We start from the raw sequence: 26,248 nt of genomic DNA on the forward strand, positions 1-26,248 counted from the left end.
GCCTGGTTTTCTTCAACCATCTTCATGCGACATAATACTATTATTGGATCTTTGAGAAAATGGGATTAGAAGTCTTTTTATTACCTTTTTTGGCCAGTGTTGCGGTGACTATTGGGCTACGTCGTCTGGACAAATCCAACACCAAACTCTCCCAACTCAAACGTTATGCGTCCAAATTGACCGATGAAATTGATGGTGTCGCACTCCAAAAAATCCAATTGGTGAAAGATGCCGGCATTGACCTCGATATCCTTGTCAAACAATCTCGCAAAGTAGCAGAAGACATCCAAGGTTTAAGTTCCGAGTCTCGTGACCTATTCGAAAAAATCCGCGCAAGTAAAGATTACCTCTCTTCCTTATCAGGTGAGATGGAACAAATCCAAGATTTAAGTTCCCAAGTCCGTCGTGAAAAACAAAACATGGAAGAAGGACTTTCTCAGATCAACTCCCACAAACGAGAGTTACGCGAAGTATCGGAAGATATGGAAGCCCTTCATAATGAATCCATCTCCATGTTGGATACTTTCCAAAACAAACTCAATCACAGAAGTGATGAAATTTTACAATCTGTCGCACAAAAGATGGTGGAACTGGAAAGCCTTCTCGAAACCAAATCTGATTTTCTAGACAACTCACTTTCTAAAATTGCAGAGACTGCACGCGAAAAACTTTTATCCCATGCCGATGTGATGGTGGGTGAAACTGCCGGACGACTCGACCACGCACGTAAAGAAATGGATTTGTTACTCGAGTCCATGAAATACGCACAAGGTGATTTGGATGTTCGTCTCACTAAGTTTGAAGACACATCTTCCCTACTCTCTGACAAAGTCGATAAGTTTGATGAAAGGTTAGAAGAAAAATACCAACGTGCTTCTGGTAAGTTGGAAGAAAAAGTAAATCTACTCGAGAAAAAAATCCAAGAACGTTTTGATTCCATCTTTGACCAAGTCACTCATACAAAAGATTCTTTTATGAAGGGACTTTCTCAAGAGACAGATGCCATCAAACGAGAAATCGAAGACTTGTCTCTGGAAACACTTTCCAAACGTGATGACATCATCAATGAAACCAGAAGACAAGCTGACGGAATCAACCAAACCATCATCCAATTCCAAGAAAAATATTTGGAAGCAGAGAACAAACTCCTTCGCCAAGCAGACATTCGCAAACAAGAACTCATTCGTGAAATCGAAGCCTTCTCTGAAGAATTCCACCGCATCTCAGAAGACTTAAAAGAAGAAGCAAGTTCTCTCAAAAAAAGTGCCCTCCAAGAACTCAAAGATTTTGATCGTGAGTTGGATTCTGTTCGTTCCAACCAAGAAACTGTCATCAAAACCTCTCTCTTTGAATTAAGAAAAGAACTCGAAGAAAGAATGAACTCTGATTTCAAACTCCAAAAGAGCGAAATGGAATCGGATTTAGAAACAGTTCATTCGCAAGTCAAAGAACTAAACGAAACGATCACTGCACAAACCAAAGATGTGGATGAGTATGTAGAAGAGTTAAAATCAGCCCTTCGTGAATCGGCTCATGAAATTCTAGAAACTGCTGAAGAAAAAGCCAAAGAATCAGAAGAAATAGTGACTGAAAAAATCCGAATCGCCAATGCGAACTTGGAACAATTTGTCAGCAAATGGGAAGACGAACTTGGTAGAATTCGGGAAGACCAAAACTTTAGCATCGAAAAACTCCAAGACCGATTAAAAGAAATTCATATCGAGGGTGCTGATCTACTCGGTGAATTCCAAAACCAATTCCAAAAAGCAAAATCCAATTTGGAAATGGCCGCCGAGTCCAAAACCAAAGAAAGTATCTCTCGTTTAGAAGAAGAAGCGAAACTTGCTCGTAGTGAAGTCGAAAGAATCCTTAAACATTTAGAAGAATCAGGAGAATCTTTCTTTAATTTACAAGAAGAGAAAATGGACAGACTCAATGAAACCATTGATTCTAAAATCTCTCACCAATTGACAAAACTCCTTGATAAAGGGAATGTCCAACTCGGCCAACTTGAAGAAAAAATTTCAAACCATTTAAATACCGTTAAACGTAACTTAGACGAAAGTATCAAACGTTCCAAAGACGAATCCAAAAAACAAATTGAAACGTACCAGAGAGATTACGAAAAGTCTTTCAAAGAAATTGCAAAAGAAAGCCAAGACTTCTTAAAAGACAGTTTGGAGCAGTTCCAAGATCTAAAATACGAAATTAAAAACGGATTGGATGATCTAAACGATACCAAAGAAGAAACTCTTTCTAGTTTCCAATCCGAAATGGAAACACTCAAAGAAGATATCTTAACTTTATCCAGTGAGTTAGAAACCGTAAAAGAACATTCCGATTTATTTGCCTCCGCCAAACAGATTGCAGAGGAATCAAACAAAGCTGTGGAAGAAATCTCAGAAGCCCTCCGTGCCCTAGAAAAAGGCCGACCAGACATTGACCTTTACCAATCGGCAATTTCCGAGTTTTCAGAGCTTCGAAAAGAAATCGCAAACGAATTAGAAACTTTAAAAGAAGCGCAGTTCCAATCGGAAGACATCGACAAACAAGTGCAAATCCTTGCATCCAATCTTGTCCATGTTTCTGAAACTATGGAAGGTTTCGAACAAAGTTTGAACGAAGTGAGTTCCATTGAAACGCGGGTAACCAAACTCACAACCGAACAATCTAAAATTGAATCCTTCCTTTCTTCCTTACAAGAGTCACAAGATTCGGTTTTCACTTTAGTGGAAAACTTAGAAGGCCAAAAACACAATGCACGGGAACTCCAAGCCCGTCTCGACATCCTCGACCGGGAAATCGAAGTGGTAGAAGCCCGCGAAAAGGAACTGACTGAAACCATCCGCCAGGCAGAAAACAGAACTTCCTTCCTGGTGGAAAGGGAAGCACAGATTGATTCCGTAGAACGTAAATTTGACAAAATCGAAGAGCTGCTAGGTGACCTTTCCGACCGCCACCGCCAAATCCTCACCCTCCAAAAACGATTGGAAGATCTCAAAGAATCCTCAAGGGAAACCAAGGATGATTTGGAATCTCTCCTTGGGGAAGCAGACGAAACCTTCGAAAAACTCTCCGAATTCCTGGACATTGTCCAAGGAGCCATGCAAAGTCCGGTTCCGGCAGGGAAATCCGACCGAAAAGTTTCGGGAAATCCCCTTGTCGAGAGAAAAAGAGCCACCATCCAGAGCCTCCACGACAACTACCAGTGGTCTTCCGAGGCAATTAGTGAAAAATTAAATATTGAAAAATCCCTCGTAGATAGCATCCTCGGAGTTAGAAAGAAATAACCGAGGTATCCATGTCCGAAGAACAAACAGAAACAACGTCGAAGGAATCCCTAATTGTCACATCTAAAGTGAAAGCATACATCAAAAGTAAGGGATTTATGACTTCTGGAGACGCGATTGAGGGAATCAACGAAGAAATCTACCGTCTCCTCGACAAAGCTCTGGAAAGAACCTCTGCGAATAAAAGAACAACGGTTCGATCCACAGATTTCTAATCCGTGATTTACATTAAAAACAAATCTGAAATTGAAACGATGAGGAAGGCGGGAAAATTTGCCGCCGAACTCCTCGTCTATCTAGAGCCCTTTGTCAAAGCCGGGGTCACTACCCTGGAACTGAACGATCTCGCCGAAGCCTATACCAAAAAAAACGGCCATAGATCGGCCCCTCTCGGATACAAAGGCTTTCCTAAGTCCATTTGCTCCTCCATCAACCATGTCGTTTGCCATGGAATTCCGAAAAAAGAAGATGTCCTTGCCAATGGCGACATTGTGAATCTAGACGTATCGCCCATTGTGGACGGATACATTGGAGATACCTCCAAAACCTTTATCGTGGGTGGTAAATCCACTCCTGATGCCGAAAAACTGGTAGCGGATACCGAAAAAGCAATGTGGGTCGGAATCGAACAAGTGAAACCGGGGAACCGCATCGATGATATCGGAAACGCAATTGATGACTTTCTCACTCCACTCGGGTATGGGATTGTTCGTGACCTTATGGGTCATGGTGTGGGACGCAATTTCCACGAAGAACCACAAGTCCCTCATTTTCGTTCTCCACGGAAACTGGCAAAAATTGAAGCAGGGATGATCTTCACTGTCGAACCCATGGTCAATTTAGGAACTTGGGAAGTGAATTTTGATAAATCCGATAAGTGGACTGTCCGCACCAAAGACGGAAAACTTTCTGCCCAATTTGAGCATACCGTCCTTGTCACAGACAAAGGTTACGAAATTCTAACAAAAGTTTGAAGAAATCGTTCTTGCTTTCGCATCCAATCTGTCGTCTAATTTCAAAAGAGGATTATTATGAAACTGACCATCGCTCTATTTAGTTTATTTGTCATCACATCTGCGTCGTTTGCCATTTGCCCAGGAAAAGAAAAACGTTCCTGCCCAGGGCATGACAAATTAGTTGAGTGCCCTAACGACGGAAAATAATTCCTATGAACAAGGCCATTCTCTTCGTCGATGACGAACAAATCATTCTGATGAGTCTGAAGTCCCAGCTCAAAAAACATTTTGGGAACGAGTATCGTTATGAAACAGCCCAAAATACAGAAGAGGCTTGGTCTATCATTGAAGAATTGGCAGAAGAAGGAATCGATATCCTCATCATCATTTCGGATTGGCTGATGCCGAACCAACGTGGTGATGAGTTCCTTCGCGATGTACACAAATCCTATCCTGCAATTAAGAAAATAATTATTTCCGGTCATATTGATGAGTTATCACTCAATCAATTGAAAGGAGAAGTGGATCTACACAGCTTCTTAAACAAACCATGGTCTGAATCGGATTTAATCAAAAAAGTAGAAGACGCCATTACGAAGATTGCCTAGGTTTTCCTAGGAAACCTCCGCATGTCAAAATCAATCATTGAAAATACTATCGAAGATTTAGAAACCTTACGTTCTAAGTCCCCTCTCGTTCATAATATCACAAACTATGTAGTCATGAATAATACTGCCAATGCCCTCCTTGCCATAGGTGCCTCTCCTATTATGGCTCACGCCATTGAAGAAGTCGAAGAAATGGTTACAATCTGTTCGGCAACTGTCATCAATATTGGAACTTTATCTGAACCTTGGATCCAAAGTATGGAAAAGGCAGCCGCAAAAGCAGTGTCCATTCACAAACCATTGGTTCTGGATCCGGTTGGAGCAGGAGCAAGTAACTTGCGTAATATGGCAATTCGTCGTATCCTTGGTGCAGGTAGTCCAAGCATTGTTCGTGGGAATGCTTCTGAAATTTTGTCAACACTCAACTCTTCTGGAAAAACAAAAGGAGTGGATTCCACTGATTCTTCTGAATCGGCTGTGGATTCGGGAAAATCTCTTTCCAAAGTTACTGGTGGGGTGGTTGTTATCTCTGGAGCCACTGATTATATTTTAAGTGGGACTGAAAAAGCCCAAGTGAGAAACGGTGACCCACTGATGACAAAGGTGACTGGTCTCGGTTGTACGGCTTCTGCTATTTGTGGAGCTTTTGCAGCCATCCAACCCAACCAATTCCGCGCGGCAACTTCTGCTATGGCAATTATGGGAATTGCTGGAGAAATGGCAAAATCCAAAACAAGTTCCCCAGGAAGTTTCCAAATCGCTTTTTTAGACGCGTTGTATGAAATTGGAGCAGATACCATCAAACAAAAGTTAAATGGGGAATAAACCTCAAATCCAAGGGGTTTATCTGGTAACAGATAGGCCCTTATGCCTCTACCATAGATTGGAAGAGGTGGTACGACTTGCCGCCCTTGGGGGAGTTTCTTTAGTCCAACTCAGGGAAAAAGAAGCAGACACCCGACAGTTTTTAGAACTAGCCAAACATTTAAAAAAAATCCTTACACCTTTTTCCATTCCTCTTCTCATCAATGACCGTTTAGATATTTGTTTGGCGGCCGGAGCTGATGGAGTCCATCTCGGACAATCCGATTTACCTTGGTGGGAAACACGCCGGATCTTAGGAAACGATGCCATCATCGGACTTTCCTTAGAAACCAAAGAAGACTTTCACTCTCTCATCCAAACGCACCCAAAACCAGAATTAGATTATTTGGCAGTATCTCCCGTATTTGATACCAATACAAAAACCAATACCAAACCTGCTTGGGGATTAACGGGAGTTACTTGGTTAAAATCACAAACCAATCTCCCTATCGTTGCCATTGGTGGAGTGAACGAATCCAATGCAGAAGCCATCATCGAAGCAGGAGCCGATTCCCTGGCTGTCGTCAGTGCGATTTGTTCTGCCAAAGATCCAAAACTGGCAACAGAGAATTTAACAAAAAAATTCCAGTATTAGTTTGATTTTTTTTCATTTTTTTGTCTTAGATTCCGGTTCCAAATTTCAAATCCAATCCTTTCAATTGGTGAATCTTTAAAATAATCATCAAACTCTTCTTTGGTGAGAGATTTTTTTTCTAAAAACCCTGGATCTGTCCAGAAAGATCTGGGTAAAAATTCTGGTTCCAAAGTTTCCACTTTGTTTCGTTTGGCAATATTGGCATTCCAAGGACAAACCTCTTGGCAAAGATCACAACCATACACCCATCCCTTTCGATCCCATTTTAAAAAAGAATCCGTGGCTTCGGTTTCTTTCCGATCTTCGATGGTTAAATAAGAAATACATTTTCTTGCATCAATTTGATATTCTTCGAGAGCACCCGTAGGACAAACATCCAAACATTTACGACAACTTCCACAATGGTCAGTAATGATTTCTTCTGGTTCTGGGCCACCTAACTCTAAATCAGTGAGAATTGTTGAAAGAAAAAAATAAGACCCAAGTTTTGGATGGATGAGGTTGGTATTTTTTCCCTGCCATACAATTCCCGATTCTTTAGTGAGAATTTTTTCTGCTACAGGTAAACTATCTACAGATTGTCGGAATTTAAAATTGGGGAACTCGGAACGAAGGGTTTTTAGAATTCGATTTCCTTTTTCTTTTAGGATGATATGATAATCGGAACCTAACGCATAACGAGAAACCTTAGATTCCAATTGGGAAACTATCTCTTCCCCTGCCGTTGACCGATAAACAAATCCAAGGCAGATCACAGAACGGGGAACAAGGCCCAAATTTTGGAAATCGTTTCGAATCCCTACCGCATGGTCTTTGGCAAACCAATGCATATTCCCGAACCGTTCGTCCTGAATCCATTTGTCCAAATGTTCGCGGTCTGAATTTGGGATTTTTGCTTCCGTAAATCCCACAAGAGAAAATCCTTCCTTTTCACAAATGGTTTTAATTTGAAAGCGAATCTGGTAAACTGGATTTGTCATGGGTAGAATGGGGAACGAAGTTTATCTTACAGAAATAAAGGACCGGTTGCCAAGCCATTTGTATGTCCATGTCCCAAAACTAATTTCTCTATTTCCACAAATAGAAGCACTGGTGACTCTTCCGAAGGGAATTCCTGATCTGTTACGAAAGGGAATTTATTTTGCCCTACTCCAATCGGTCGTGAGACTTCTGGAAAGAAACACAGACCCACTCCTTCCCGAAATCCTTCCTGAGTATGGGGAACTCATTCGTTCGGTTTCTGAAACCTATTCCGTTTTACAACCAGATACAGAATCCAATTGGCTAGCAGAATGTATCCAATACGGAGACAAATCTGCCTACCATTGGGAATGGAAACATTTTGATTCACATGAGTTGTTCTAAATTACAAACGTTCCTTTTCGAGAGATTTTAGAAATTTAAGGGGGATCGGTTTTTTGGTTTTAGCTCTATAATCAAAATACACCTGGACTGTTTTTGCAGATACATAAAGTTCATTTGTTTTTTTGTCTCGAATTTCATAAGAAAATTCCCAAGAGGTGGTTCCAATGGCTGAGACCCAAGTTTCAACAAAAATGGATGCTCCCGGTAATACAGATGCTTTTAAATCCATTTCTACTCGTGCCAGAACAAAAGGAATATCATCTAATTCCGTTACCTGTAAATAACGATTACAAAAATCTAACCTTGCTAACTCTAAATACGTCGAATAACTAGAGTTATTGACCCTTCGCATAGGATCCATATCATTAAATCGAATTTGAATTTCGGTGCGAATCATAGTGTATAATCAATTGAATCAACGGGAATGAATCTGTCATCTCTATGTTTCTATTTTGTATTGGATCTTTACTGATCGTAACAACCTTCGTAGTTCCGGACTTTTGCCGTAAATAGGTTCTAAAAAAGTTTGATTGATTTTATCGTTAGAAATTCCAAGAGATAATAAATACTTATTTACGTTACGGACTCTTTCTTTCACCAACCTTCGATTTTTTGCCAGATGGCCAGAAACATCGGCAGAACCAAACAATTGAATGTATCCTATTTGGGATATAATTTTGGGTTCCCACTCGGCTCGTAACAAATCCATTGCTTCTTTTTCTAACTTTGAAGAACCAGCACTGAAAAGGATGGAAAATTCCCTGATGCAAGAATCCTTAACCACTATATTTTTTTCTTGGATAAAACTTCCTTCTTTGCGTAAAGGAAGTACAGTTCTTGGATTTTTTACAAGTTTTGCCCAAAACCAAATTAGGAAAAAACCTGTCCCAACTAACATTAGGGAAATCCAAACCATCAGTTCTTAGACTCCCATCCCCGATTTGAGGAAATTTCTTTCAAACGAGTAGACAAAATAAAAAACTTTAGTACAATAACGGATTATGAAACCCATGCGAAAAATATTGATCGTCTATTCATTGTCAATCGCTATGGCCATTGGCTGTAAACCAGCAAAACTTTCGAACACTTGTGATGCGAAAACAAAAGAATACTTCCAAGCAACGATCATACGGTTTGTCACAGGTGACAGATCCCCTTCTTGCCTACCCTCTTTTGATTTCCAAGATCTTTGGGGTGTTTATATGGGTTCAGGCACTACTAGTGTCAATGCCATCACAAGTTATAACGATCAAATCATCATCGGCGGAGATTTCCAATATGTGGGACCGTCTACCGGGAATGTTGTTTATTTAGAAACGACCAATGGAAAGATACTTCCCAATCGTTATTGCCCTTATTTAAAAGTAGTGGGGACTACTGGTATCGCCATCTCAGATGGGAATGGTGGATTTTATATTGGCGGTGAATTCTATGCAGTCCAAGGCATAGAAAAGTTTAGTATAGCCCATATCCTTCCTGGTTGCCAGTTGGATCATAACTTTACGGTTCCCAATGATAATAATAAAAGTGTTTATACATTGTTTCTGACGGGAGATTTCCTATATGTAGGAGGATATTATCCTGACGATAATAGTGGGTATCTGGTTCGAGTGAATCGATATACGGGAGCCTTGGACACTTCGTTCACGCCAAGTCCGAACGCCCTAGTGTCCGATTTAGAAACCGATGGAGACTCTCTTTATGTTTGCGGAGATTTTGCGAATATCGGTGGTTATACGAAAACTGGTCTAGCTAAGATTTCTCTGTCCACTGGTCTTGTCATACCTTCTTTCACTACAGCAATAAACGGAGGTAGTTGCTTAGATTTGCATTACGGAACCGATGCCAGTGGGAGTCCCGTTATTTATGCTGTGGGTGATTTGACAACGCCAACTTATAGTAGAGCCATATCTTATTTTCCCGATGGAACTTTAACCTCTTGGAATCCAAATCCGAATGTCGGTTCCAAGGTCAACTCCATCCAACAATATAATAATACGATATATTTAGGTGGTGATTTTACCACCATCAATGGTGGAACGACTGCTAACTATTTAGTCTCTGTCAATAATGGTACGGGTACTGCCATCAATACAAATTACGGTATTGGTACCAGTCAGCCTGTTGCAACCTTACAAATCATTGAAAATACATTATACTTAACCGGAGACTTTACCTCTATAAAATCTGTTCCGAGAAACTATGCAGCCGCACTTTCTTTACCCGATGAATCGGTCACTGCCTTTAATCCAGCGTATGATAGTGGTATCACTAATCCTGGTTCGGGGATTGTATCGGCAGGAAACGGGGTCGTACTTTTCACTTCCAGTCGTTCCACAGTGAATGTTGTCGCCCGAAATCATTTTGCCGTTTTGGATGAAGTGACAGGGGCTCCGATCGAAGGAACACCTAACTTCGATTTCCCGATCAAAGCCCTCCATCGCATTGGTAACAGACTGTTTGCCGGTGGATCTTTCACCAGTATCGCTGGGCAATCAAGAAATAAGTTTGCCATTTTGGATTTACCTCATTACCAAGTAAGTCCAATTAACACAGTCCTTTCAGCCACTCCCGATATCCGCGCGATCACAAGCGATGAATCACAAATATATGTAGGAGGAAACAGTTTGGCCAATGTGAACGCTCAAGCAAGAAACGGAGTCTTTGCATTGAACACAAGTGACTTTTCCCTTAGTGGATGGAACCCTAATCTTGGGTCAGGGAGTAGTGGAGAGAGTATTTTAGTCGTAAATGATCTTGTTTTTATCGGTGGAAGTTTTTCTGAAATCAATGGAGTAACTAACTATAATAACTTCCAAGCCGTAGATAAAACGAACGGTACACGGAGGGATATCCCTTCTCCTAACAATGACCCCGTGACTCTAGTGTACAGTCTAACTTTAGCAGGCACAAAAATCTATATAGGTGGTTTTTTTAATAGCATCAGCGGTATCGGAACATTTAATAACGCAGCCGTTTATGACTTACCTTCCCAGTCCTACGTTCAACCTAATCCTGTGAGCGCGGAAAATATGGTATACCATATGGCAGCCTATCCAGATGGAAACGTCCTCATTGGAGGATCCTTTACTTCACTCAACGGTATCTCAAATCATTATTCCTTAGGAGTCTTTAATAATAACACCAATACACTCTCTCCATGGAAGTCGTCCATCAACGATGTGGTTTATACATCCATGAATAAAAATGGATATTACTATTTAGGTGGTGCATTTACGATTGCACACAAAAAAAGTAATGGTGGACTCGTTAGGTCTAACCTAAACGAGTGACCGCTCTAAAGTTAAATGGAAAGTTAAAAATTCTGATTCAAATTCTCAATTCTTAAGAAACAACTACCAAATGTAATTTGATGGTTTTTTCCATGAACCAACTCTTTTCAAAAAACTAGACATGGAAATTAATTTCTAAACCATGTTCTCATGTTTCGAATTTTTTCTTATCTCTGGATCTGCGTAGTTTCTTTTACTACATTCTCCCTTTGCAAACCTGCTGACCTGGAAAACACTTGTGATGTTCGATCTAAATCTTTTTTTATAGCATCTCTCGTTCGTTATGCGACAGGCGACAGGTCTTCTTCTTGTTTACCTGCTTTTACATTTTTAGACCAATGGGGAGTGTATAATGATTCGACTGCCAGTATTGCCAGTATCACAAGTAACGGTGGCCATATCATTGTTGGTGGGAATTTCACGATGGTTGCAGTTTCTACTGGAAGTTCTTCCATGGTGGATCCGGTTACAGGCACTGTGGTTCCCAATCGCTTCTGCCCCCACTTAAAAGTGATGGGAAGTACAAACGCAGCGATTTCCGATGGGTCAGGTGGATTTTATATCGGGGGAGACTTCACCCATGTCCAGGGTGTCAAACAAAACCAAGTGGCGCATATTTTGTACGGATGCCAAATAGATCCAAACTTCATAACAGAAGAAGATCCCTCAAGAAACATAACAGCATTACAATTATTAGGTGACACCCTATACGTAGGTGGAATGTTTACGGGTTGGGGGTCTGGTTCTCAGTCCAACATCGCTTCTCTCAATCGATATTCCGGAAAACTCAATTCGGAGTTTGTTACTGGTACCTTTGATAATAGTGTTTTTGATATCGTTACCGATGGATCGGCATTGTATGTGGGTGGGCATTTTCAAAACGTTGGGGCAACACCGAAACGAGGGTTGGTCAAATTATATCCTAACGCAGGGTCTATTGATACTTCGTTCACAGGACAAGCACCAGTTGGTGGCCAAGTCAATGACTTACATCTGGGTTCTGATCATTCTGGAAACCCAGTCCTTTATGTGGTTGGGCCATTTACTGGCCGAGCCATGTCTTTCTATTTGAATGGAACACAAACAACTTGGGCACCAAACCCTAACCTAGAAGTATATAAAGTCAGCCAATACGAAAATACAATTTATCTAGGGGGAGCGTTCACAACGATTGGAGTAACTCCTGCCAATTATCTTGTTGGAGTCGATAACCAATTAGGTGCCATCAAAGAAAATTCATTTTTAATCAATAATGTTGTACAAACTTTAGAAATCATAGGTAACAAAATTTATGTTCTTGGAGAATTCACAGCAGCCAAAGGGCAAGAAAGGAAATACGCTGCTAGTTACGATTTACCGAACATGAGTTTAAACATTTGGGATCCAAACTTAAATTCAGCAATTAACTTCCCTGGAGGAGAAATAATTTCCACAGGATCTTCCATCCTCATTGCCGGCAATCATTCAGCAATCAATACAAAACATAGGAAAAATTTTGCCGTGTTTGAAGAATCCACTGGTTCTCCTATCGAAGGCACACCTAACTTTGATTTTGGTATTAAATCCTTACATATAAAAAACAACCATCTCTTTGTCGGTGGAAGTTTTGAACATGTAAACGGAATTCCAAGACTTGCTTTTGCTATTTTGGATTTACCTACCTACCAACTAAACCCAACCAACCTAGGTGTATCTGGCTCCAGTATAGAGATCAGAGCCATCGCTAGTAACGACACCCAAATCTTTTTTGGAGGTACAGGGATGAGTTCCGTGAGTGGACAAACTCGCAATGCAGTAGCATCCATCAACGCAGAAAATTATTCCCTAACAAACTGGAATCCTAACTTAGGAGGCAGTGCTACTTCTCTTTTGGTTCTAAATGATGCTGTATATATCGGTGGTATTTATATCTCTTTAAATGGTGACAATACCATTGCCAATTACAGGGCCGTTGATACAAACACAGGGCTTGTAGTATCATTGCCTTCTGTCTCCGATTACCCAAGTAGCGATGTTGCCGCACAAGCATACTATGATGGTAAAATTTATATAGGTGGAATTTTTTCACTCATCGGTGCATCAACTTTCAATAACTTCGCTATGTATGACACAAACACAAAATCCTACATTTCACCTAATCCGATTTATGCGAATGGCTTTGTGTATTCGATCACTCCTTCACCTGATGGAAAAATTGTAGTTGCTGGTTCGTTTTCGGGACTCAATGGTTCTACTACAAATAACTGCGTCAGTGCCTTTGATAGCAAAACGAATACCATTTTACCTTGGTTTCCAAATGCAGATAACACTGGTTACACAAGTATCTATCACAATGGAAAATGGTACATTGGCGGAGAATTTAAAAAAGTATTTAACAAACCTTATGGCGGGTTAATCATCAGTGATCTTACTGAAAAATAATCAGTAAGATCTAAAACTATTTTTGTTTTTTAAGATTTTTCTTTAAAATTTTCTGTAGGGCTTCTTCTCCTTTTTTTGCACCCAGAAGGACTGTTTTATAAAGTTTTGTGCGAATGGTTGTTGTGAGTTTGACTGGCAAAGGTTTGTCGGGTGCCACCGTGATAATTTTCACACCTTTAGGTGGTTTGACTGCCAATTCTCTTGCAGCATTAAAATGGAAATGATGGAGTTTACGCATCATTCGGCGGATGGTGCGCCTTGTTGGGAAAGCAAGTAAACTAGTCAATCTTGTGAGTGGGCCCGAAATATGCCGAATGGGTGAATTCATAATCACCACAATTTCTTTATATCCAGCTTCGATGATGTCTTGGATGGGAAGTGGGTTTAAAATGGCGGCATCGGAATAAAGCTTTCCATCTAACAGATGTTTACCCCGAGTAGCAATCGGCAAAGAAGTGGCAGCTTTTAATAAATCAAAAACATTTGATGATGTGGCTTTGATGTATTCGATGGAATGTGTATGTAAATTACTTACTGCCACTACAAAATGAGGAACATTTTTCCTATCCAAAAATTCTGATTCCAATCTTACTTTTTTACGAAAGATAAAATCGATTAAATACTCTTGATTGAGTAAGGTTTTCCCCTGAAAGGGATGAAAAAAAGAAATGAGTTTTCTACCAGATAAATCTTTATACCAAACAGAAAGTGCCATTTCACTTTTGACAGGTTCTTTTTTGGGCATAGATACATAATAGGCAGCAGAACAGGCCCCAGAAGAAACTCCTACCACCAAATCAAAGTAATTCGGTCGTAAGAACTGATTCCAAGCATAAAGAACACCCCCAGAAAATGCACCTTTCATTCCCCCACCTTCGACAAGGAGTGCCCTTTTGGAACCTTTGGCTTTAGGGAGTTTGGGATGTTTTGGAGATTCGTTCGGTAGAGAAGACTGCACAATAATGTCAGGGTCTTCCAGGCCGGGTTCGGTTGCAAAAAACTATTGGTTTGTGGATTTCCGTTTTCAAATTTTTAGGAGAATCACCAAACAAAGTTTCTTAGCTAAAGAGAATTCCTAAATTTTCCAAAAAAGCTTATGGGCCTACAATAAATTTCGCTACGTACGCAATTGAATATTAGTATGCTCGGGATTAAAACTTTGGAGATCGATGTAAATGGAACCTTAGTAAAGGGTACCTTACAATTGAATGCAAAAGGTGCATACCAATTGGATTTATTGTCTCCTTACCCAGGGCCCATGTTTACCTTTGCTTTTCCTAAAACATACCATTCTCTTTGGGACGGACATGTGTCGGAAATTGAAAACGATGCCACGAGTTACCTTCGCACTCTCTTTCATAAATGTGAAAACATAAAGAGGGAAGTCCCTAAATTCGAAAGAGCACTCAAAGATTTTTGGTTGGAGATCGATACAATCTCAGTACTTTCCCCATTAGAATGGAATGAAAAATGTATGTTTCTAAAAAAAGCCTTACAAGAAGGTTATATGGATTCTGACACATACGAAAAAACGTTAAACGATCTAACTCTTGTCATGGAAAAAAAATATTTAGAGAGAGAGAAACGTTGTGAACTGTTTTTATCTCAGTACCTTCCCGAGTATTCTCACTTACAAAATCAATTTTCATGGATTCGTTTCTGTTATGAATTAACAGAAAAAAAACACCTACTTCTCCTTTAAATTTTCGTTTTTCTTGCCAAAGAGACGAGTATTCACTTTACTTTCCATTGGAACGGAAATTTATTTCCGTCTCATATTATCATATAATAGAACTCGGAATTTAGCTATGCGACCAATGGATCAAATCACAGGAAAAGAACAAAAACACCATGTGATATTACACTATCTTATGAATCAGGAAATGAAGGCGAACTGGAATGGACAAGTCCAGTCTATGACCGTAACACAGGAATTACCCGGTGGTGAGGAGATAGTGGTCGATTGGAATGAAGTGTGGCCCCTCCAACAAGGATCCAGTTTTATTCTTTCTAAACTTTTGGCTCGGTATTTAGAACTTCATTGCACTTTTGTCAAACAAATTGCACCTCACAAAATCCAACTCCATGTAGACAAAGTTCTCATCGCAAAAAAAGAAAGATTAAACCCACGTTTTACGATCTCTGAAGATGGACTTGTGAATGTTACCAACATTGTTAGTTCCAAAACCATCATCGAAGCCAATATGTTCAACATTCCTACCCTCGTTCGAGTCAACTTCGAAGATTACCGCAAACGAATGATGGTTCGGTCTGGGGAAGCAGGCACTATGGATATTTTTAAGTCAGGAATGGAAAGGAAATTTGAAGTAGTTAAATCTACACAAAAAATTCTTTTTATTAAAGATGCCACAAATCCTGAAAGTTACCGTTCGGATGAAGAAGGATTCATCAACTATGAAGACGAAATTGATGACCATGTGGAAAAACTAGCAATGGCTTCAAAAGATAAAAAGATAAAGTCAGAACTCATCCTTCCCATTCTTTATAAAAATGAACTAGAAGAAATTATTCCAATTGGTTATTACGCACTCCAAACCAAAGACAATGCCATCACCGACGAAGATTTGAAATATTACCAAACACAAATTGCTGAGATGATCGAAAGGATCAAAGACGCCAACTTAATGACCACGGTGGAAAAATTTCCAGTATTGGATTTATCTGCCACTGGACTAAAAATTCGAATCACTAACAGTAATTTGGTGGAAACACTTCCAAAACAAAAAGGAATTTTGTTAGAATTGGTTTTTAAACTCCAAACACCGTTTCGTTTTTTCGGGAAAATTGCTTGGGCTTACAAAGAGGCCTCTGGCGATTTACTTGTCGGAATTGAATTTTCCGGAAAACGTACATATGCGGAAAAAGTTCGTTTCGAAGAAAATATCGAAATCATTAAAAACAATGGAAAAACCGCTGCTTAAACTTAGCGGGTTTCCAATTTAATTGTTTTTGTGATTTTAGGTATCTCATAAGCACAAATGTAGTATAACATCTTTAAGTCGATGTAGTCGTAAGCCCGAGCCAAATCCTTTTGCCATAAACTATCAATTTTATCCCAAGGTAGGTCGGGGTATTTTTGTTTTTCCACTGACGGAATTTTTAAAGATTCGGCTTGGATGTAACGGAGCATTTCTTCTGCAAAAAAACTATCGTGTTCTCCCTCTTTGAATTCTTGGATCTGGTTTCTAAAAAGAAAGGCTTCCAACTCCCGACAGTAAAAAATAAACTCATGGAACATATGGTGATTCTAAAATGGGATACCCGTGAGGACAGTTTTTTTCATTGGCAAAGGAATCCAAATCTTGGATACTTTCACTAACGTATGAAGACTCTCATCCAATCTGCCTTATTTTTCCTCTTCGTTTTGGTTTCCCCCGTCCTGTCAGCAGAAAAGGATTTTCAAATCATCGATCTTGTCGTGGGAAAAGGAGAAGAAGCATTTTCCGGTTCTTACGTGACAGTTCACTACGTAGGCAAACTCACCAACGGAACCAAGTTTGATAGTTCACGTGACCGCAACCGTCCTTTCGAATTCAACTTAGGTGCTGGGGAAGTGGTCAAAGGTTGGGACAAAGGAATCAAAGGAATGCGAGTCGGTGGCAAACGCAAACTCATCATCCCACCAGAACTAGGATACGGAAGTAAAACCGTCGGAAGCATTCCTGCAAACTCCACCCTCGTTTTTGAAGTGGAACTTTTAAAAATTTATTAATCAATAAATTTCGGATTTGTACGTAAGGGAGAATATGACACTTCCTATTCACGAATTTCTTGACAAAGTTCAGAATGGTTCTAGATTGTTTGGACTATGGAAATTTCAACCTTGCGTATCCCTGCCCTCCTCCTAATACTCGGACTCTCTTTCTCTCATTGTAAAACAAAATCAGATTCTGATGAAGAAATGTTACTCTTGTTAGCTGTGGCTGCATCGAAAGTTTGTGCCAATTCTTCTTTTACGGGAACCACTGTTGTCAACTCCACGGCAACACTTGATACAAATACAGATTGTATCACTGGGATGACTTCTTCCATGTCTGCAGATCTTCCCGCTTGGATTCGCAATAACTTTAAATGTTCCGTAGGTTCCGTTTCTGGTTCCAACTATGTATTCCGCTCTCAAAACATTCCAAATAACAAAAGTTTTTATTTTGGATCTTCTTCACCAATGTATGTAGCCCTTGCTGGTGGCCAAAAATCTGCTGGAAACAACCAAATTTCCTCCCAGTGTTTGGTTTACACTATCCCTAGTTCTCCTGCAGCAAAATCAGGAACACTCGTCGGAACTCAAAGTGGATATGCATCTGTAGGAATTACAGTGAATGGACTTGCGATCTTCAACAATGCCGCAGCTCCTGGCGATACACTGGCAACAGAAGCCCAAACATTTGATACATTCAATGGCCACCCACAAAGCTCTGGCGTTTACCACCACCACTCCCAACCTCTCAATATAACAAATAACGACTCTAAGTTGATAGGTATGTTAATCGATGGTTTTCCCGTGTATGGATTGAATTGTGATAATGCCACTGCCGCAACAGGTGACGACGGGGCTCCAGGAACAGTTGGACCAGCTCTTGATTCCAACCATGGTCATACAGCAAACACAGTTCTATTCCCAAGTGGAATCTATCACTACCATTTTGCTAGTGATGCCACTGCAGGAATAAATACTTTGATTGGTTCAAATTTTCATGGAACACCAGGGACAGTTTCTAACTAATTAAAAATTGTTTCGAACTCTCTCTCTTACTTTTTGTTTATGGTATCTTGTCTCTTGTTCTCCACTCCGTGTGGAAGCAGGAGACAACGGGCTTTCCGAAGATCCAAACCACTTCCTGCTTTTCCAAGGAAAACCGCTAACAGGAATCCTCGTTCAAAAAAATCCCATTCTTTTAGAGATCTATGAAACCGAATATTATAAGGGGATTCCTCACGGTCGTTATACGATAACAAAAGAAAATGGAACCTTAATCGAAGAAAGAAACACTCGGTATGGACAAAAACACGGAAAACAAATCAGTTATTTTGAAAATGGAAAAATAAGACAAAAATCTGAATTTGATAATGGTAAACCCATCGGTGAGTATGTTGATTATTTTGACAACGAACAGATGGCCACCTACCAAACATTCTATGATTCAGGAAAACCCAAGGTTTCAAAAAAATGGAACCGCAGAGGGCAAATCTACTTAAACCATGTTTTTATGGAAACTGGTGAAAGTTTCGGAAGGCCAGGAAGTAAACTTTGTGAACCAATCCCCGAGGCAAAAGAAACACCTCAATGAATTCTCTGTTTATGAATCCAAACATTCAGATGCAAACTCTTCGAAAAAAAATCCAACAAACACTTCGATATAGATTTTCTCCTTCCATTCTAATTTTATTTTTTTGTACACTTTGTTTGTTAAATACAAATTGTAAAAAAGCGGAACAATCCCCCGACCCCAGTGTCCTTCCTTATTTTTCAGGGAAAGATTTTGATCCTGTATGGACGGAAAATCCAGAAAACGATAAAAACTTAAAAAAAGTTCCAGATTCCTTCGAGTTAACAGAACATACTGGAAAACAAATATTTCCTAAAGATTGGGCACCAAGCGAACATTTGGTGGTATTTTTTTATGCCACTTGTCGCGGGATTTGCCCCTTAATCACTAGAAATCTAATCCAAATAGAACCAAATTTTTCTGAATTTCCAAATCTCAAAATTTTTTCTATTTCGATTCATTCGAAAAAAGATACTGTTCCTGTTTTACAAAACTATAGAAAAACCTATCAGATCAAAAACCCAAATTGGAGTTTTTTTACAGGGAAAGAAACGGAAATTGAAAATTTTGCCAAGGAAACTTGTGGTGCTGAAATGGAAGGATTTTCTGTAGAACGTGGGAAGTATGAGTTTGTTCATACAGAGAATATTTTTTTATTTGATAAAGATAGATATCTACGTGGGATCTATCGGGCGAAAGGTACGGGCGATATACAAAGGTTAGTGGAAGATTTAAAAAAACTAAGACAAAAAATCAATTGATCTAAGGATTTTTTAGAATCCTTAGATGGTTCAAATGAACAGGATAGGAGTTGGATTCCTTATTGTTTCAGACTTAGTTTTTGATTTTATATCCCGTTCGAAAGATAAGCCAAGTCACAGTCAAACAAACTGTCAAAAACACAAGGATCATCGAAATACTGACAGAAAGTGCTACATCTGCCCTTTCAAAAAAACTGTATCGAAACCCACTCACTAAATACAAAACTGGATTAAACATACTTAATTTTTGCCAGAACGGTGGTAACATCTGGATGGAATAAAAACTTCCTCCAAGGAAAACAAGAGGAGTGATGACAAGCATGGGAATCATTTGGAGTTTTTCAAAACTATCCGCCCAAATTCCTATCACAAATCCAAACAAACTAAAACTAATACAAGTTAGCACTAGAAAAAATACCATTAGGATGGGGTGATCAATGCGGATAGGAACAAAAAACGATGCTGTGATGAGCATAAGCACACCGAGCATAAGTGATTTTGTGGCCGCAGCGCCCACATAACCAATCACAACTTCCCACATGGTAACCGGTGCCGAAAGGATTTCATAAATGGATCCATTGAACTTAGGAAAATAAATTCCAAAAGAAGCATTGGATATACTTTCTGTGAGTAGAGACAACATCACAAGACCGGGAACAATGAAACTTCCGTAATGGATTCCATCTATCTCTTGGATTTTTGATCCAATGGCCGATCCAAATACGATAAAGTATAAAGAAGTCGAAAGCACAGGCGAGGCAATACTTTGTAATAGTGTACGAAAGGTTCTTGCCATTTCGAATCGATAAATAGACGTGATTGCGTAAAAATTCATACAGCCTCCTGTAACAATTGGACAAAGATTTCTTCTAATGAACTTTGTTTTGTACTCAAATCACTAAATTGGATTTTTAATTTTTTCAAATCATCCAGAAGTTTGGTGATGTGGCTACTATCATCAGAGCGGTCATAAGTAAACACTAGGGCAGAATTTTGATCCACAAGTTCCAATGTATATTTGGCTAATGACTTAGGAATGAGTTTTAGACTTTTTTTCAGTTCAATCCGAAGTTGTTTGGTTCCGAGTTGTTTCATAAGACGATCTTTGTTTTCAGTAAGAAAAATCTCACCTTTCCTGATCACAGAAATTCGGTCGGCGATGGATTCCGCTTCTTCAATATAGTGAGTGGTAAGGATGATGGTCACTCCATTTTTCCTAAGAGATTCTACAATCTTCCACATATCCTTACGTAGTTCCACGTCCACACCGGCACTCGGTTCATCTAAAAATAGGATTTTTGGTTCGTGTGACAATGCTTTGGCGATTAAAACTCTTCGTTTCATCCCACCTGACAAAGTCATTATCCTTTGGTCTTTTTTGTCCCAAAGGGAAAGAGATTTTAAAACTTCTTCGATGTATTTTGGGTTGGCAGGTTTCCCATAGAGGCCGCGAGTAAAAGATACACTGGCCCAAACCGTTTCAAAGGCATGGACACTGAGTTCCTGGGGAACAAGTCCAATGAGAGATCTTGTTTTTTTAAAATCTCCAATGATGTCAAATCCGGATACAGTCACCTCACCACCGCTTGGTGACACAATTCCACAAATCAAATTGATTAACGTGGTTTTTCCTGCTCCATTGGGGCCAAGAAGAGCATGGATTTCGCCTTCCTTTACTTCCCAATTTACATCCTTTAGTGCTTGGAATCCATTGTCATAAGACTTGGAAACTTGTTTCAGAGTGAGGATCGATTTCAAACGGTTTCATCCTTCCAGCCAATGTCTTTCAGGAAGTCGTCATAACCCCCGTCATAAACAAAAACTCGGTCATCATCGAATACAATTAGTTTTGTGGCCACAGCACGCAAGTGCATTTCGTTGTGTGTGACCATAATCACGGAACCGTCAAAGTTATCGATGGCTTCAATGAGTGAGTCACAAGACTGCATATCCAAGTGGTTTGTCGGTTCATCCAAATACAACAAATGGCAAGGTGTGACCAAAATTTTTCCAAGTAACACCCGGCTCTTTTCTCCCCCTGAGAGAACCTTAATCTTTTTTAAGGCCAAGTCTTCGGAAAACATAAGTCCTCCGGCAATGTTCCTTGCCTTCCCTTCCGAACAATTGGAATCCGCACTCATGATCTCTTGGACAACGGTATTACTTTCGTTCATGTTCAGTTTGTTGGTTTGGCCAAAGTATCCTTCTTTTAAAATTGGATGTTTTTTGACAGCACCTGAAACTGGGGTTAACTCTCCTGCAATTAACTTTAGTAAAGTAGACTTTCCTTTCCCGTTTTTCCCTATGATACAAATACGATCTTCTGGCCCTACACTGATAGAAAAGTTTTCAAATAAGTTGGGAGTTTTTTTATCATAAGAAAAGGAAATCTCATCAACACTTAACATCTGATTTGCGGAGAATGGAGCACTGTTAAAATACAGTTCCATATCTTCAATGGTGTCGAGTGCTTTCATCTCCCCTTGTTTTTCTAATCTTTTGACACGAGATTGGGTACGACTTGCAAAACTTGCTTTTGCTTTGAACTTGGCGATAAAGATCTCTTCTTGTTTGCGTTTTTTCGCTTCATTCAGCCTAGTTTTTTCATAGATCTCTTCTGCTTGGTTGATCTGTGTGTATAACTTTTCCGTATCACCTTGGACTTTGATGGCTTTCGTTCTGTGAATTGCAACGGTATGTGTTACAACACTATCCATAAAACTTCTATCGTGAGTGATGAGGATGATTTCCCCTTCCCATTCCCGAAGAAATTCCTCTAACCAACGTATGGTGACAATATCCAAATAGTTGTTTGGTTCATCGAGTATCAACATATCCGGAGCCGAAACAAGGAGTTTTGCCAAGTTCATTCGGATTTGGTATCCACCGGAAAATTCATCCGGGCTTCTTTCCATATCTTTTTCTGAGAATCCAAGACCAAAAAGAATTCGTTCCACTTTCCAAGTTTCGTATTCATCCCCTTCAGGAAGGCCAAGGGCACATTCTTCCAATACAGTTGGTTTTGTGAAAACTAAATGTTGTTCCAAATGACCAATGCGGTATCCTTTAGGGATGGTGATGTTACCTGAGTCCGGCTCAGATTTTCCTAAGATGATTTGGACAAGGGTGGATTTACCATGTCCATTGCGGCCCACAAGGCCCACTCGTTCGCCGCGATTGACGCTGAATTGTAAGTCATCAAATAAGACGTTGCCATTAAATTGTTTGTTTAAACCAGAGATTTTAATCATATCATTTCCGAAGGTATTTCCTTCAAGTTAGAACCAGGATCGAAAAAGAACCGGAAACGACGAGTAGAATCGAAAAGAAATAGAGCCGGATTCGGCAGAGAAATCAAGATTCCAAAGACATAATCACAAGGAAAAACCACGTGTCAAATTATGGACTTTTTTTGGAGCTTTCAGATTCCGAAACTGTACTGTGCGAACTTTTCTTTTTTGTTTCCTAACTTGCCTCTGTCTCTGTACAGCGGGGGGAAACTATGCCAACGGCAACTTACAGGTAGCCTTTGGAGCTGAAGAAAATTATCTTTTGGTACGTTCCCTTGATTCCAGCATCATCCATTTAGGAAGTCCGGAAGAAAAACAAGAATACAAAGAAATCATCGATGAGTATTTGCGATTCAAAAGCCTCCATATCCAAGGTCGGTATGGAGATGCCTATTTAGCAGTTCGTTCCACACAATCGAAACTCATCATACTTTATGATAAAATTCTTACCAAAAATATAACGCTCGTTCGTTCTGAACTGGAATCACTGGGAAGGAAATCACGTGACAAAGAAAAAACGCAAACTCGCGCTTTTTTACGCCTGGCCCTTCGTGATGTGAGTGAAGCCGAACAGAAGTTAGTGATGGCAAGGAACACACGCCCCCTACTTTATCTATTAAAACTTCGAGAAATGTTATTTTCTCTTAAAATTTTAAAACATGCAGGGAAGTTTGTGGTATTTCTCAACTTACTACATGATGGTAAGTATATGGATTCCATTGAGTTTTCTGATTTTGATTCCATCGAATCGGAACTCATCAGAGGATTTGGGAAAGGAAACAACCCACTCCTCGCACTCCATTATGATAATTCCTTTTTACCTTTTGGTGAAGAAAGTATCTACGATAGTATGATGACAAACTACAAAGCTCCTGAAATCAAAAAAGATTAATCCAAAGGATCAAATATCCTTCGTTATCGAATGTGATTCTGACTGATTTTTTATTTTCATATCATCAATTATTTTAATTGGATGTAGTCCCGGGCACGATTTGCTTTTTCTTTAGCTTCTTCGATAGTGTTTCCAATTGCTAAACTAACACCCATTCGGCGTTTTCCGTCAATTTCCGGTTTCCCAAAAATTCGGATGTCCACTCCTTTTTGTTTTAAAGCATCCTCTAAACCAATATAAACCGGAGAAGTTGTTTTTCCTTCCAATAGGATGGCGGAACTGGCAGCAGGTGTTTGAAAAATAAGTTCAGGGATAGGAAGTCCAAGTAATGCTCTCGCATGGAGAGAAAATTCAGAATAGTTTTGAGAGATAAGAGTGACAAGCCCTGTGTCATGTGGTCTCGGAGATACTTCGCTAAAGTAAACTTCATCACCTTTGACAAAAAGTTCGACTCCAAATATTCCCATTCCTCCAAGGCCTGTGGTGACTGCTTCTGCAATTTTTTCTGCTGCACGTAATGCAAGTTCAGTCATGGGTTGTGGCATCCACGATTCCACATAATCTCCGTTTACTTGTCTATGTCCAATGGGTGGTAAAAACTTAGTCCCACCTATATGGCGTATGGTGAGAAGAGTGATTTCAAAATCAAAAGGTATAAATTCTTCAATGATCATTTTACCTTTTCCTGTCCTCCCTCCGGTTTGTCCATACTCCCAAGCCTTTAGGATTTCGGATTCGTTTCGAACCAAACTTTGCCCTTTTCCAGAAGAACTCATAATGGGTTTGACCACACAGGGAAACCCAATCTCTTTTACCGCTTTGGTAAAATCTACTTCTGTATCAGCAAAAAGAAAATGGGAAGTTTTGATTCCCAGTTCTTTAGAAACAAAATTACGAATCCCCTCCCGGTTCATGGTAAGGTTCACTGCTTTGGCACTAGGGATGATACAAAAACCTTCGGCTTCCAATCGAACTAATGTTTCAGTATGAATGGCTTCAATTTCAGGAACAACAAAATCAGGTTTTAACTCTCGTATGGTGGCCTCCAATTCTTTTGGATTTAACATATTGATGACACGAGATTCCTGAGCCACAAGCATGGCCGGTGCGTTTGGATAACGATCGACTGCAATGACATGAACACCTAGGCGGTTTGCCTCGATTGCGACTTCTTTGCCAAGTTCTCCCGATCCAAGGAGTAAAAGTTTTGTTGCGTTGGGTGTAAAAGGTGTTCCGATCATATTCACAAAGATCGGGAAGTGGTCCATTCAGACAAGGAAGATTATGACCACTGAAGCGATTGGTATTTAATTTTTAAGTTACATTAAGTAACGTTTACCGAGTTTGTCTCTTTGGTAAATATTTGCCCCCATCCGAATGAGGAGATCTGAAATTTCGCTGAGTCCATCAAAACTATTGGCAATATGAAGTGCCGTTACCCCGCTGGGGTCAGCTGCATTGGGATCAGCTGCCGAATTAAGTAATACTTCCACTGCTTCCACATTTCCGGTTTCTGTAGCTTTGTGAATTGGATACAAACCCATGTTATCTGATCTATTCGGATCAAGCCCAAGAGCTAGTAATTTTTTTAAATAATAAATATCGGAAACTTCTGCAACAGCAATGCCTAGAAGTAATGGTGATTCAGATACTAAAACTTCTTTTAAGTCTTTATCCGATAATAACAAATCAAAAGTTTCTTTATCTTCTCTGCTAATGGAAGAACACAAGGTACGTAACCTTAAGTTGGACTTGGTTTTTCCTACGAAATCAATTATGTTCTGAATCATGTCCCCATCCTATCAGTATAGGACGAATCATGATTGTAAAAATGGGACATTTTTTTATATTCCGCGAACCATTCGTTGGGAATACTTCCGGAAATTCGTTTGAAATCGCGATTGAAGTGAGATTGGTCAGAATATTCAAACTCCTGAGCCAAATCAGTAAAACGTAAATCTGGATTGTTTTTTCGGTAGTGTTCCGGATTTCTCACCATATCCAGCAACCTGTGCACTGTTCTGTATTCAGAAGGGTTCATACCTACAATTTCTTTGAATTTACGATCCAATTGTTTTCTAGAAATTCCGATCCTTTTGCATAAATGATTTATGGGAGCCGCAGGACGTGTAAGTTCCAAAAGTGCAAACCGAACATATGTCGGTATTTCTGAAGGTTGTCCCGGATGGTCTTTCAGAAAGGTAGTGAGGAAATCGGAAATTAGACCATCGGATGGGAAATTCGAATCCGAATATTCACCTAATACTAGTTTGTTTTCAGTTTCTGTAAACTGGTTTTGTAATTCATCCCCTCGTTTGGAAAAAAGCGAATACATTCCACCCACAAAAAATCTCACAGCAAATAAAGATAAATCTGATTCTGATAGAATCCTCCACCTTCTAGTCTGAGGCCCCACAATATGTATTTTTGGTAACGGAAAAATTTCTTTGTTTTCTGTTTCCACAAGTGGAGGGGCTCCTAAATGGAATACCATCTCACACTCGTAAGATGGCAATATCCAAGGAAGTTCTCTCGCATTTACACCCTTCCAAATCCAAAATTCTTTCACAGCAGATTTTAGATTGGAAGGTGGATCTATAAATCGAATGTCCAAAGTTTTACCAA

General features: G+C 39.8%; 28 protein-coding genes. 17 read left to right on the forward strand and 11 right to left on the reverse strand.

Going from position 1 to position 26,248, the window contains the following annotated elements; all coding sequences use genetic code 11:
- Positions 1 to 59: 59 nt before the first annotated feature.
- The 7 genes from EHQ16_RS08905 to thiE are packed head-to-tail and all read left to right on the forward strand — an operon-like array spanning position 60 to position 6,313.
- Positions 60 to 3,290 carry a SpiroCoCo family coiled-coil protein gene (locus EHQ16_RS08905; protein ID WP_135631641.1) on the forward strand — a complete coding sequence of 1,077 codons (3,231 nt, stop codon included), beginning with the start codon at positions 60 to 62 and terminating at the stop codon, positions 3,288 to 3,290.
- An 11-nt stretch (positions 3,291 to 3,301) separates the two neighbouring features.
- Positions 3,302 to 3,505: a hypothetical protein gene (locus tag EHQ16_RS08910; RefSeq protein WP_135579315.1), complete on the forward strand. Its 204-nt coding sequence runs from the start codon at positions 3,302 to 3,304 to the stop codon at positions 3,503 to 3,505.
- Between the two features lie 3 nt (positions 3,506 to 3,508).
- Entirely contained in the window at positions 3,509 to 4,264 is a 756-nt protein-coding gene (gene map, locus EHQ16_RS08915) for a type I methionyl aminopeptidase (protein WP_135631642.1), read from the forward strand.
- Between the two features lie 57 nt (positions 4,265 to 4,321).
- Positions 4,322 to 4,453 (forward strand): hypothetical protein, encoded by a 132-nt coding sequence (locus tag EHQ16_RS19650; RefSeq protein WP_265394285.1) that lies wholly within the window; start codon positions 4,322 to 4,324, stop codon positions 4,451 to 4,453.
- A gap of 5 nt (positions 4,454 to 4,458) precedes the next feature.
- A complete protein-coding gene (locus EHQ16_RS08920; RefSeq protein WP_135631643.1) occupies positions 4,459 to 4,854 on the forward strand; it encodes a response regulator in 396 nt (131 codons plus the stop codon).
- A gap of 21 nt (positions 4,855 to 4,875) precedes the next feature.
- On the forward strand, positions 4,876 to 5,679 hold the full coding sequence (gene thiM / locus EHQ16_RS08925; RefSeq protein ID WP_135631644.1) for a hydroxyethylthiazole kinase: 804 nt from the start codon (positions 4,876 to 4,878) through the stop codon (positions 5,677 to 5,679).
- Positions 5,669 to 6,313 (forward strand): thiamine phosphate synthase, encoded by a 645-nt coding sequence (gene thiE, locus EHQ16_RS08930; protein ID WP_135631645.1) that lies wholly within the window; start codon positions 5,669 to 5,671, stop codon positions 6,311 to 6,313. The genes thiM and thiE overlap by 11 nt, the downstream gene beginning before the upstream one ends.
- Here the strand turns inward: thiE and queG are convergent.
- Positions 6,310 to 7,293 (reverse strand): tRNA epoxyqueuosine(34) reductase QueG, encoded by a 984-nt coding sequence (gene queG / locus EHQ16_RS08935; RefSeq protein ID WP_135631646.1) that lies wholly within the window; start codon positions 7,291 to 7,293, stop codon positions 6,310 to 6,312. The genes thiE and queG overlap by 4 nt on opposite strands.
- 7 nt (positions 7,294 to 7,300) lie before the next feature.
- Between queG and EHQ16_RS08940 the strand changes: the two genes are divergently transcribed.
- Complete coding sequence (locus EHQ16_RS08940; RefSeq protein ID WP_244242012.1) at positions 7,301 to 7,678, forward strand: LIC_11502 family protein; 378 nt, start codon at positions 7,301 to 7,303, stop codon at positions 7,676 to 7,678.
- Position 7,679: 1 nt separating this feature from the next.
- On the opposite strand, the gene EHQ16_RS08945 is transcribed toward EHQ16_RS08940, so the two are convergent.
- Both EHQ16_RS08945 and EHQ16_RS08950 read right to left on the reverse strand, forming a co-directional pair.
- The gene (locus EHQ16_RS08945; protein WP_135631648.1) at positions 7,680 to 8,075 is read right to left on the reverse strand and encodes an acyl-CoA thioesterase; all 396 of its coding nucleotides are present in this window, start codon (positions 8,073 to 8,075) and stop codon (positions 7,680 to 7,682) included.
- A gap of 42 nt (positions 8,076 to 8,117) precedes the next feature.
- The gene (locus EHQ16_RS08950) at positions 8,118 to 8,594 is read right to left on the reverse strand and encodes an OmpA family protein (protein ID WP_244242013.1); all 477 of its coding nucleotides are present in this window, start codon (positions 8,592 to 8,594) and stop codon (positions 8,118 to 8,120) included.
- 94 nt (positions 8,595 to 8,688) lie between these two features.
- On the opposite strand from EHQ16_RS08950, the gene EHQ16_RS08955 reads away from it, so the two are divergent.
- Both EHQ16_RS08955 and EHQ16_RS08960 read left to right on the forward strand, forming a co-directional pair.
- Entirely contained in the window at positions 8,689 to 10,971 is a 2,283-nt protein-coding gene (locus EHQ16_RS08955; protein WP_425269953.1) for an autotransporter outer membrane beta-barrel domain-containing protein, read from the forward strand.
- 150 nt (positions 10,972 to 11,121) lie between these two features.
- Entirely contained in the window at positions 11,122 to 13,392 is a 2,271-nt protein-coding gene (locus EHQ16_RS08960; protein WP_135631651.1) for a delta-60 repeat domain-containing protein, read from the forward strand.
- 16 nt (positions 13,393 to 13,408) lie between these two features.
- Here the strand turns inward: EHQ16_RS08960 and EHQ16_RS08965 are convergent, their stop codons facing one another.
- On the reverse strand, positions 13,409 to 14,350 hold the full coding sequence (locus tag EHQ16_RS08965; protein ID WP_279632394.1) for a patatin-like phospholipase family protein: 942 nt from the start codon (positions 14,348 to 14,350) through the stop codon (positions 13,409 to 13,411).
- 183 nt (positions 14,351 to 14,533) lie between these two features.
- On the opposite strand from EHQ16_RS08965, the gene EHQ16_RS08970 reads away from it, so the two are divergent.
- Together EHQ16_RS08970 and EHQ16_RS08975 are read left to right on the forward strand one after the other, a co-directional pair.
- A complete protein-coding gene (locus EHQ16_RS08970) occupies positions 14,534 to 15,094 on the forward strand; it encodes a hypothetical protein (protein ID WP_135631653.1) in 561 nt (186 codons plus the stop codon).
- Between the two features lie 106 nt (positions 15,095 to 15,200).
- Positions 15,201 to 16,334 carry a DUF1577 domain-containing protein gene (locus tag EHQ16_RS08975; RefSeq protein ID WP_135631654.1) on the forward strand — a complete coding sequence of 378 codons (1,134 nt, stop codon included), beginning with the start codon at positions 15,201 to 15,203 and terminating at the stop codon, positions 16,332 to 16,334.
- A 2-nt stretch (positions 16,335 to 16,336) separates the two neighbouring features.
- Here EHQ16_RS08975 and EHQ16_RS08980 read toward each other — a convergent pair whose 3' ends face one another.
- A complete protein-coding gene (locus tag EHQ16_RS08980; protein ID WP_135631655.1) occupies positions 16,337 to 16,651 on the reverse strand; it encodes a ribonuclease HepT family protein in 315 nt (104 codons plus the stop codon).
- Positions 16,652 to 16,735: 84 nt separating this feature from the next.
- On the opposite strand from EHQ16_RS08980, the gene EHQ16_RS08985 reads away from it, so the two are divergent.
- The 4 genes from EHQ16_RS08985 to EHQ16_RS09000 all read left to right on the forward strand — a co-directional run bounded on the left by EHQ16_RS08985 (position 16,736) and on the right by EHQ16_RS09000 (position 19,441).
- Positions 16,736 to 17,125: an FKBP-type peptidyl-prolyl cis-trans isomerase gene (locus EHQ16_RS08985; RefSeq protein WP_135631656.1), complete on the forward strand. Its 390-nt coding sequence runs from the start codon at positions 16,736 to 16,738 to the stop codon at positions 17,123 to 17,125.
- A 96-nt stretch (positions 17,126 to 17,221) separates the two neighbouring features.
- The gene (locus EHQ16_RS08990; protein WP_135631657.1) at positions 17,222 to 18,136 is read left to right on the forward strand and encodes a YHYH protein; all 915 of its coding nucleotides are present in this window, start codon (positions 17,222 to 17,224) and stop codon (positions 18,134 to 18,136) included.
- 7 nt (positions 18,137 to 18,143) lie between these two features.
- The gene (locus EHQ16_RS08995) at positions 18,144 to 18,701 is read left to right on the forward strand and encodes a toxin-antitoxin system YwqK family antitoxin (RefSeq protein ID WP_135631658.1); all 558 of its coding nucleotides are present in this window, start codon (positions 18,144 to 18,146) and stop codon (positions 18,699 to 18,701) included.
- On the forward strand, positions 18,698 to 19,441 hold the full coding sequence (locus EHQ16_RS09000) for an SCO family protein (protein WP_135631659.1): 744 nt from the start codon (positions 18,698 to 18,700) through the stop codon (positions 19,439 to 19,441). Before EHQ16_RS08995 ends, EHQ16_RS09000 begins: the two co-directional genes overlap by 4 nt.
- Before the next feature lie 73 nt (positions 19,442 to 19,514).
- On the opposite strand, the gene EHQ16_RS09005 is transcribed toward EHQ16_RS09000, so the two are convergent.
- From EHQ16_RS09005 to EHQ16_RS09015, 3 genes are read right to left on the reverse strand one after another with little or no spacing between them, the layout of a single operon-like run.
- The gene (locus tag EHQ16_RS09005; RefSeq protein WP_135631660.1) at positions 19,515 to 20,276 is read right to left on the reverse strand and encodes an ABC transporter permease; all 762 of its coding nucleotides are present in this window, start codon (positions 20,274 to 20,276) and stop codon (positions 19,515 to 19,517) included.
- Complete coding sequence (locus EHQ16_RS09010) at positions 20,273 to 21,199, reverse strand: ABC transporter ATP-binding protein (protein ID WP_135631661.1); 927 nt, start codon at positions 21,197 to 21,199, stop codon at positions 20,273 to 20,275. Before EHQ16_RS09010 ends, EHQ16_RS09005 begins: the two co-directional genes overlap by 4 nt.
- Positions 21,196 to 22,692, reverse strand: coding sequence for an ABC-F family ATP-binding cassette domain-containing protein (locus tag EHQ16_RS09015; RefSeq protein ID WP_135631662.1), 1,497 nt, complete (start codon positions 22,690 to 22,692; stop codon positions 21,196 to 21,198). The genes EHQ16_RS09010 and EHQ16_RS09015 overlap by 4 nt, the downstream gene beginning before the upstream one ends.
- A gap of 190 nt (positions 22,693 to 22,882) precedes the next feature.
- On the opposite strand from EHQ16_RS09015, the gene EHQ16_RS09020 reads away from it, so the two are divergent.
- Positions 22,883 to 23,623 (forward strand): adhesin OmpL37 family surface protein, encoded by a 741-nt coding sequence (locus EHQ16_RS09020; RefSeq protein ID WP_135631663.1) that lies wholly within the window; start codon positions 22,883 to 22,885, stop codon positions 23,621 to 23,623.
- 68 nt (positions 23,624 to 23,691) lie between these two features.
- On the opposite strand, the gene purT is transcribed toward EHQ16_RS09020, so the two are convergent.
- The 3 genes from purT to EHQ16_RS09035 all read right to left on the reverse strand — a co-directional run bounded on the left by purT (position 23,692) and on the right by EHQ16_RS09035 (position 26,237).
- The gene (purT, locus tag EHQ16_RS09025; protein WP_135631664.1) at positions 23,692 to 24,864 is read right to left on the reverse strand and encodes a formate-dependent phosphoribosylglycinamide formyltransferase; all 1,173 of its coding nucleotides are present in this window, start codon (positions 24,862 to 24,864) and stop codon (positions 23,692 to 23,694) included.
- 78 nt (positions 24,865 to 24,942) lie between these two features.
- The gene (locus tag EHQ16_RS09030; RefSeq protein WP_135631665.1) at positions 24,943 to 25,413 is read right to left on the reverse strand and encodes an ankyrin repeat domain-containing protein; all 471 of its coding nucleotides are present in this window, start codon (positions 25,411 to 25,413) and stop codon (positions 24,943 to 24,945) included.
- Positions 25,410 to 26,237, reverse strand: a complete 828-nt coding sequence (locus EHQ16_RS09035; RefSeq protein ID WP_135631666.1) for an AraC family transcriptional regulator — start codon at positions 26,235 to 26,237, stop codon at positions 25,410 to 25,412. The genes EHQ16_RS09030 and EHQ16_RS09035 overlap by 4 nt, the downstream gene beginning before the upstream one ends.
- Positions 26,238 to 26,248 lie beyond the last annotated feature (11 nt).

Origin of the sequence: Leptospira kanakyensis (assembly GCF_004769235.1) — a bacterium.
Lineage (GTDB): Bacteria > Spirochaetota > Leptospiria > Leptospirales > Leptospiraceae > Leptospira_A > Leptospira_A kanakyensis.

Bases quoted from the DNA above. Each gene is read 5' to 3' on its own strand.
- EHQ16_RS08905 (WP_135631641.1), top strand. From the start codon at position 60: ATGGGATTAGAAGTCTTTTTATTACCTTTTTTGGCCAGTGTTGCGGTG.
- EHQ16_RS08910 (WP_135579315.1), top strand. From the start codon at position 3,302: ATGTCCGAAGAACAAACAGAAACAACGTCGAAGGAATCCCTAATTGTC.
- EHQ16_RS19650 (WP_265394285.1), top strand. From the start codon at position 4,322: ATGAAACTGACCATCGCTCTATTTAGTTTATTTGTCATCACATCTGCG.
- EHQ16_RS08920 (WP_135631643.1), top strand. From the start codon at position 4,459: ATGAACAAGGCCATTCTCTTCGTCGATGACGAACAAATCATTCTGATG.
- thiM (WP_135631644.1), top strand. From the start codon at position 4,876: ATGTCAAAATCAATCATTGAAAATACTATCGAAGATTTAGAAACCTTA.
- thiE (WP_135631645.1), top strand. From the start codon at position 5,669: ATGGGGAATAAACCTCAAATCCAAGGGGTTTATCTGGTAACAGATAGG.
- queG (WP_135631646.1), bottom strand. From the start codon at position 7,293: ATGACAAATCCAGTTTACCAGATTCGCTTTCAAATTAAAACCATTTGT.
- EHQ16_RS08940 (WP_244242012.1), top strand. From the start codon at position 7,301: ATGGGGAACGAAGTTTATCTTACAGAAATAAAGGACCGGTTGCCAAGC.
- EHQ16_RS08945 (WP_135631648.1), bottom strand. From the start codon at position 8,075: ATGATTCGCACCGAAATTCAAATTCGATTTAATGATATGGATCCTATG.
- EHQ16_RS08950 (WP_244242013.1), bottom strand. From the start codon at position 8,594: ATGGTTTGGATTTCCCTAATGTTAGTTGGGACAGGTTTTTTCCTAATT.
- EHQ16_RS08955 (WP_425269953.1), top strand. From the start codon at position 8,689: ATGCGAAAAATATTGATCGTCTATTCATTGTCAATCGCTATGGCCATT.
- EHQ16_RS08960 (WP_135631651.1), top strand. From the start codon at position 11,122: ATGTTTCGAATTTTTTCTTATCTCTGGATCTGCGTAGTTTCTTTTACT.
- EHQ16_RS08970 (WP_135631653.1), top strand. From the start codon at position 14,534: ATGCTCGGGATTAAAACTTTGGAGATCGATGTAAATGGAACCTTAGTA.
- EHQ16_RS08975 (WP_135631654.1), top strand. From the start codon at position 15,201: ATGCGACCAATGGATCAAATCACAGGAAAAGAACAAAAACACCATGTG.
- EHQ16_RS08980 (WP_135631655.1), bottom strand. From the start codon at position 16,651: ATGTTCCATGAGTTTATTTTTTACTGTCGGGAGTTGGAAGCCTTTCTT.
- EHQ16_RS08985 (WP_135631656.1), top strand. From the start codon at position 16,736: ATGAAGACTCTCATCCAATCTGCCTTATTTTTCCTCTTCGTTTTGGTT.
- EHQ16_RS08990 (WP_135631657.1), top strand. From the start codon at position 17,222: ATGGAAATTTCAACCTTGCGTATCCCTGCCCTCCTCCTAATACTCGGA.
- EHQ16_RS09000 (WP_135631659.1), top strand. From the start codon at position 18,698: ATGAATTCTCTGTTTATGAATCCAAACATTCAGATGCAAACTCTTCGA.
- EHQ16_RS09005 (WP_135631660.1), bottom strand. From the start codon at position 20,276: ATGAATTTTTACGCAATCACGTCTATTTATCGATTCGAAATGGCAAGA.
- EHQ16_RS09015 (WP_135631662.1), bottom strand. From the start codon at position 22,692: ATGATTAAAATCTCTGGTTTAAACAAACAATTTAATGGCAACGTCTTA.
- purT (WP_135631664.1), bottom strand. From the start codon at position 24,864: ATGATCGGAACACCTTTTACACCCAACGCAACAAAACTTTTACTCCTT.
- EHQ16_RS09030 (WP_135631665.1), bottom strand. From the start codon at position 25,413: ATGATTCAGAACATAATTGATTTCGTAGGAAAAACCAAGTCCAACTTA.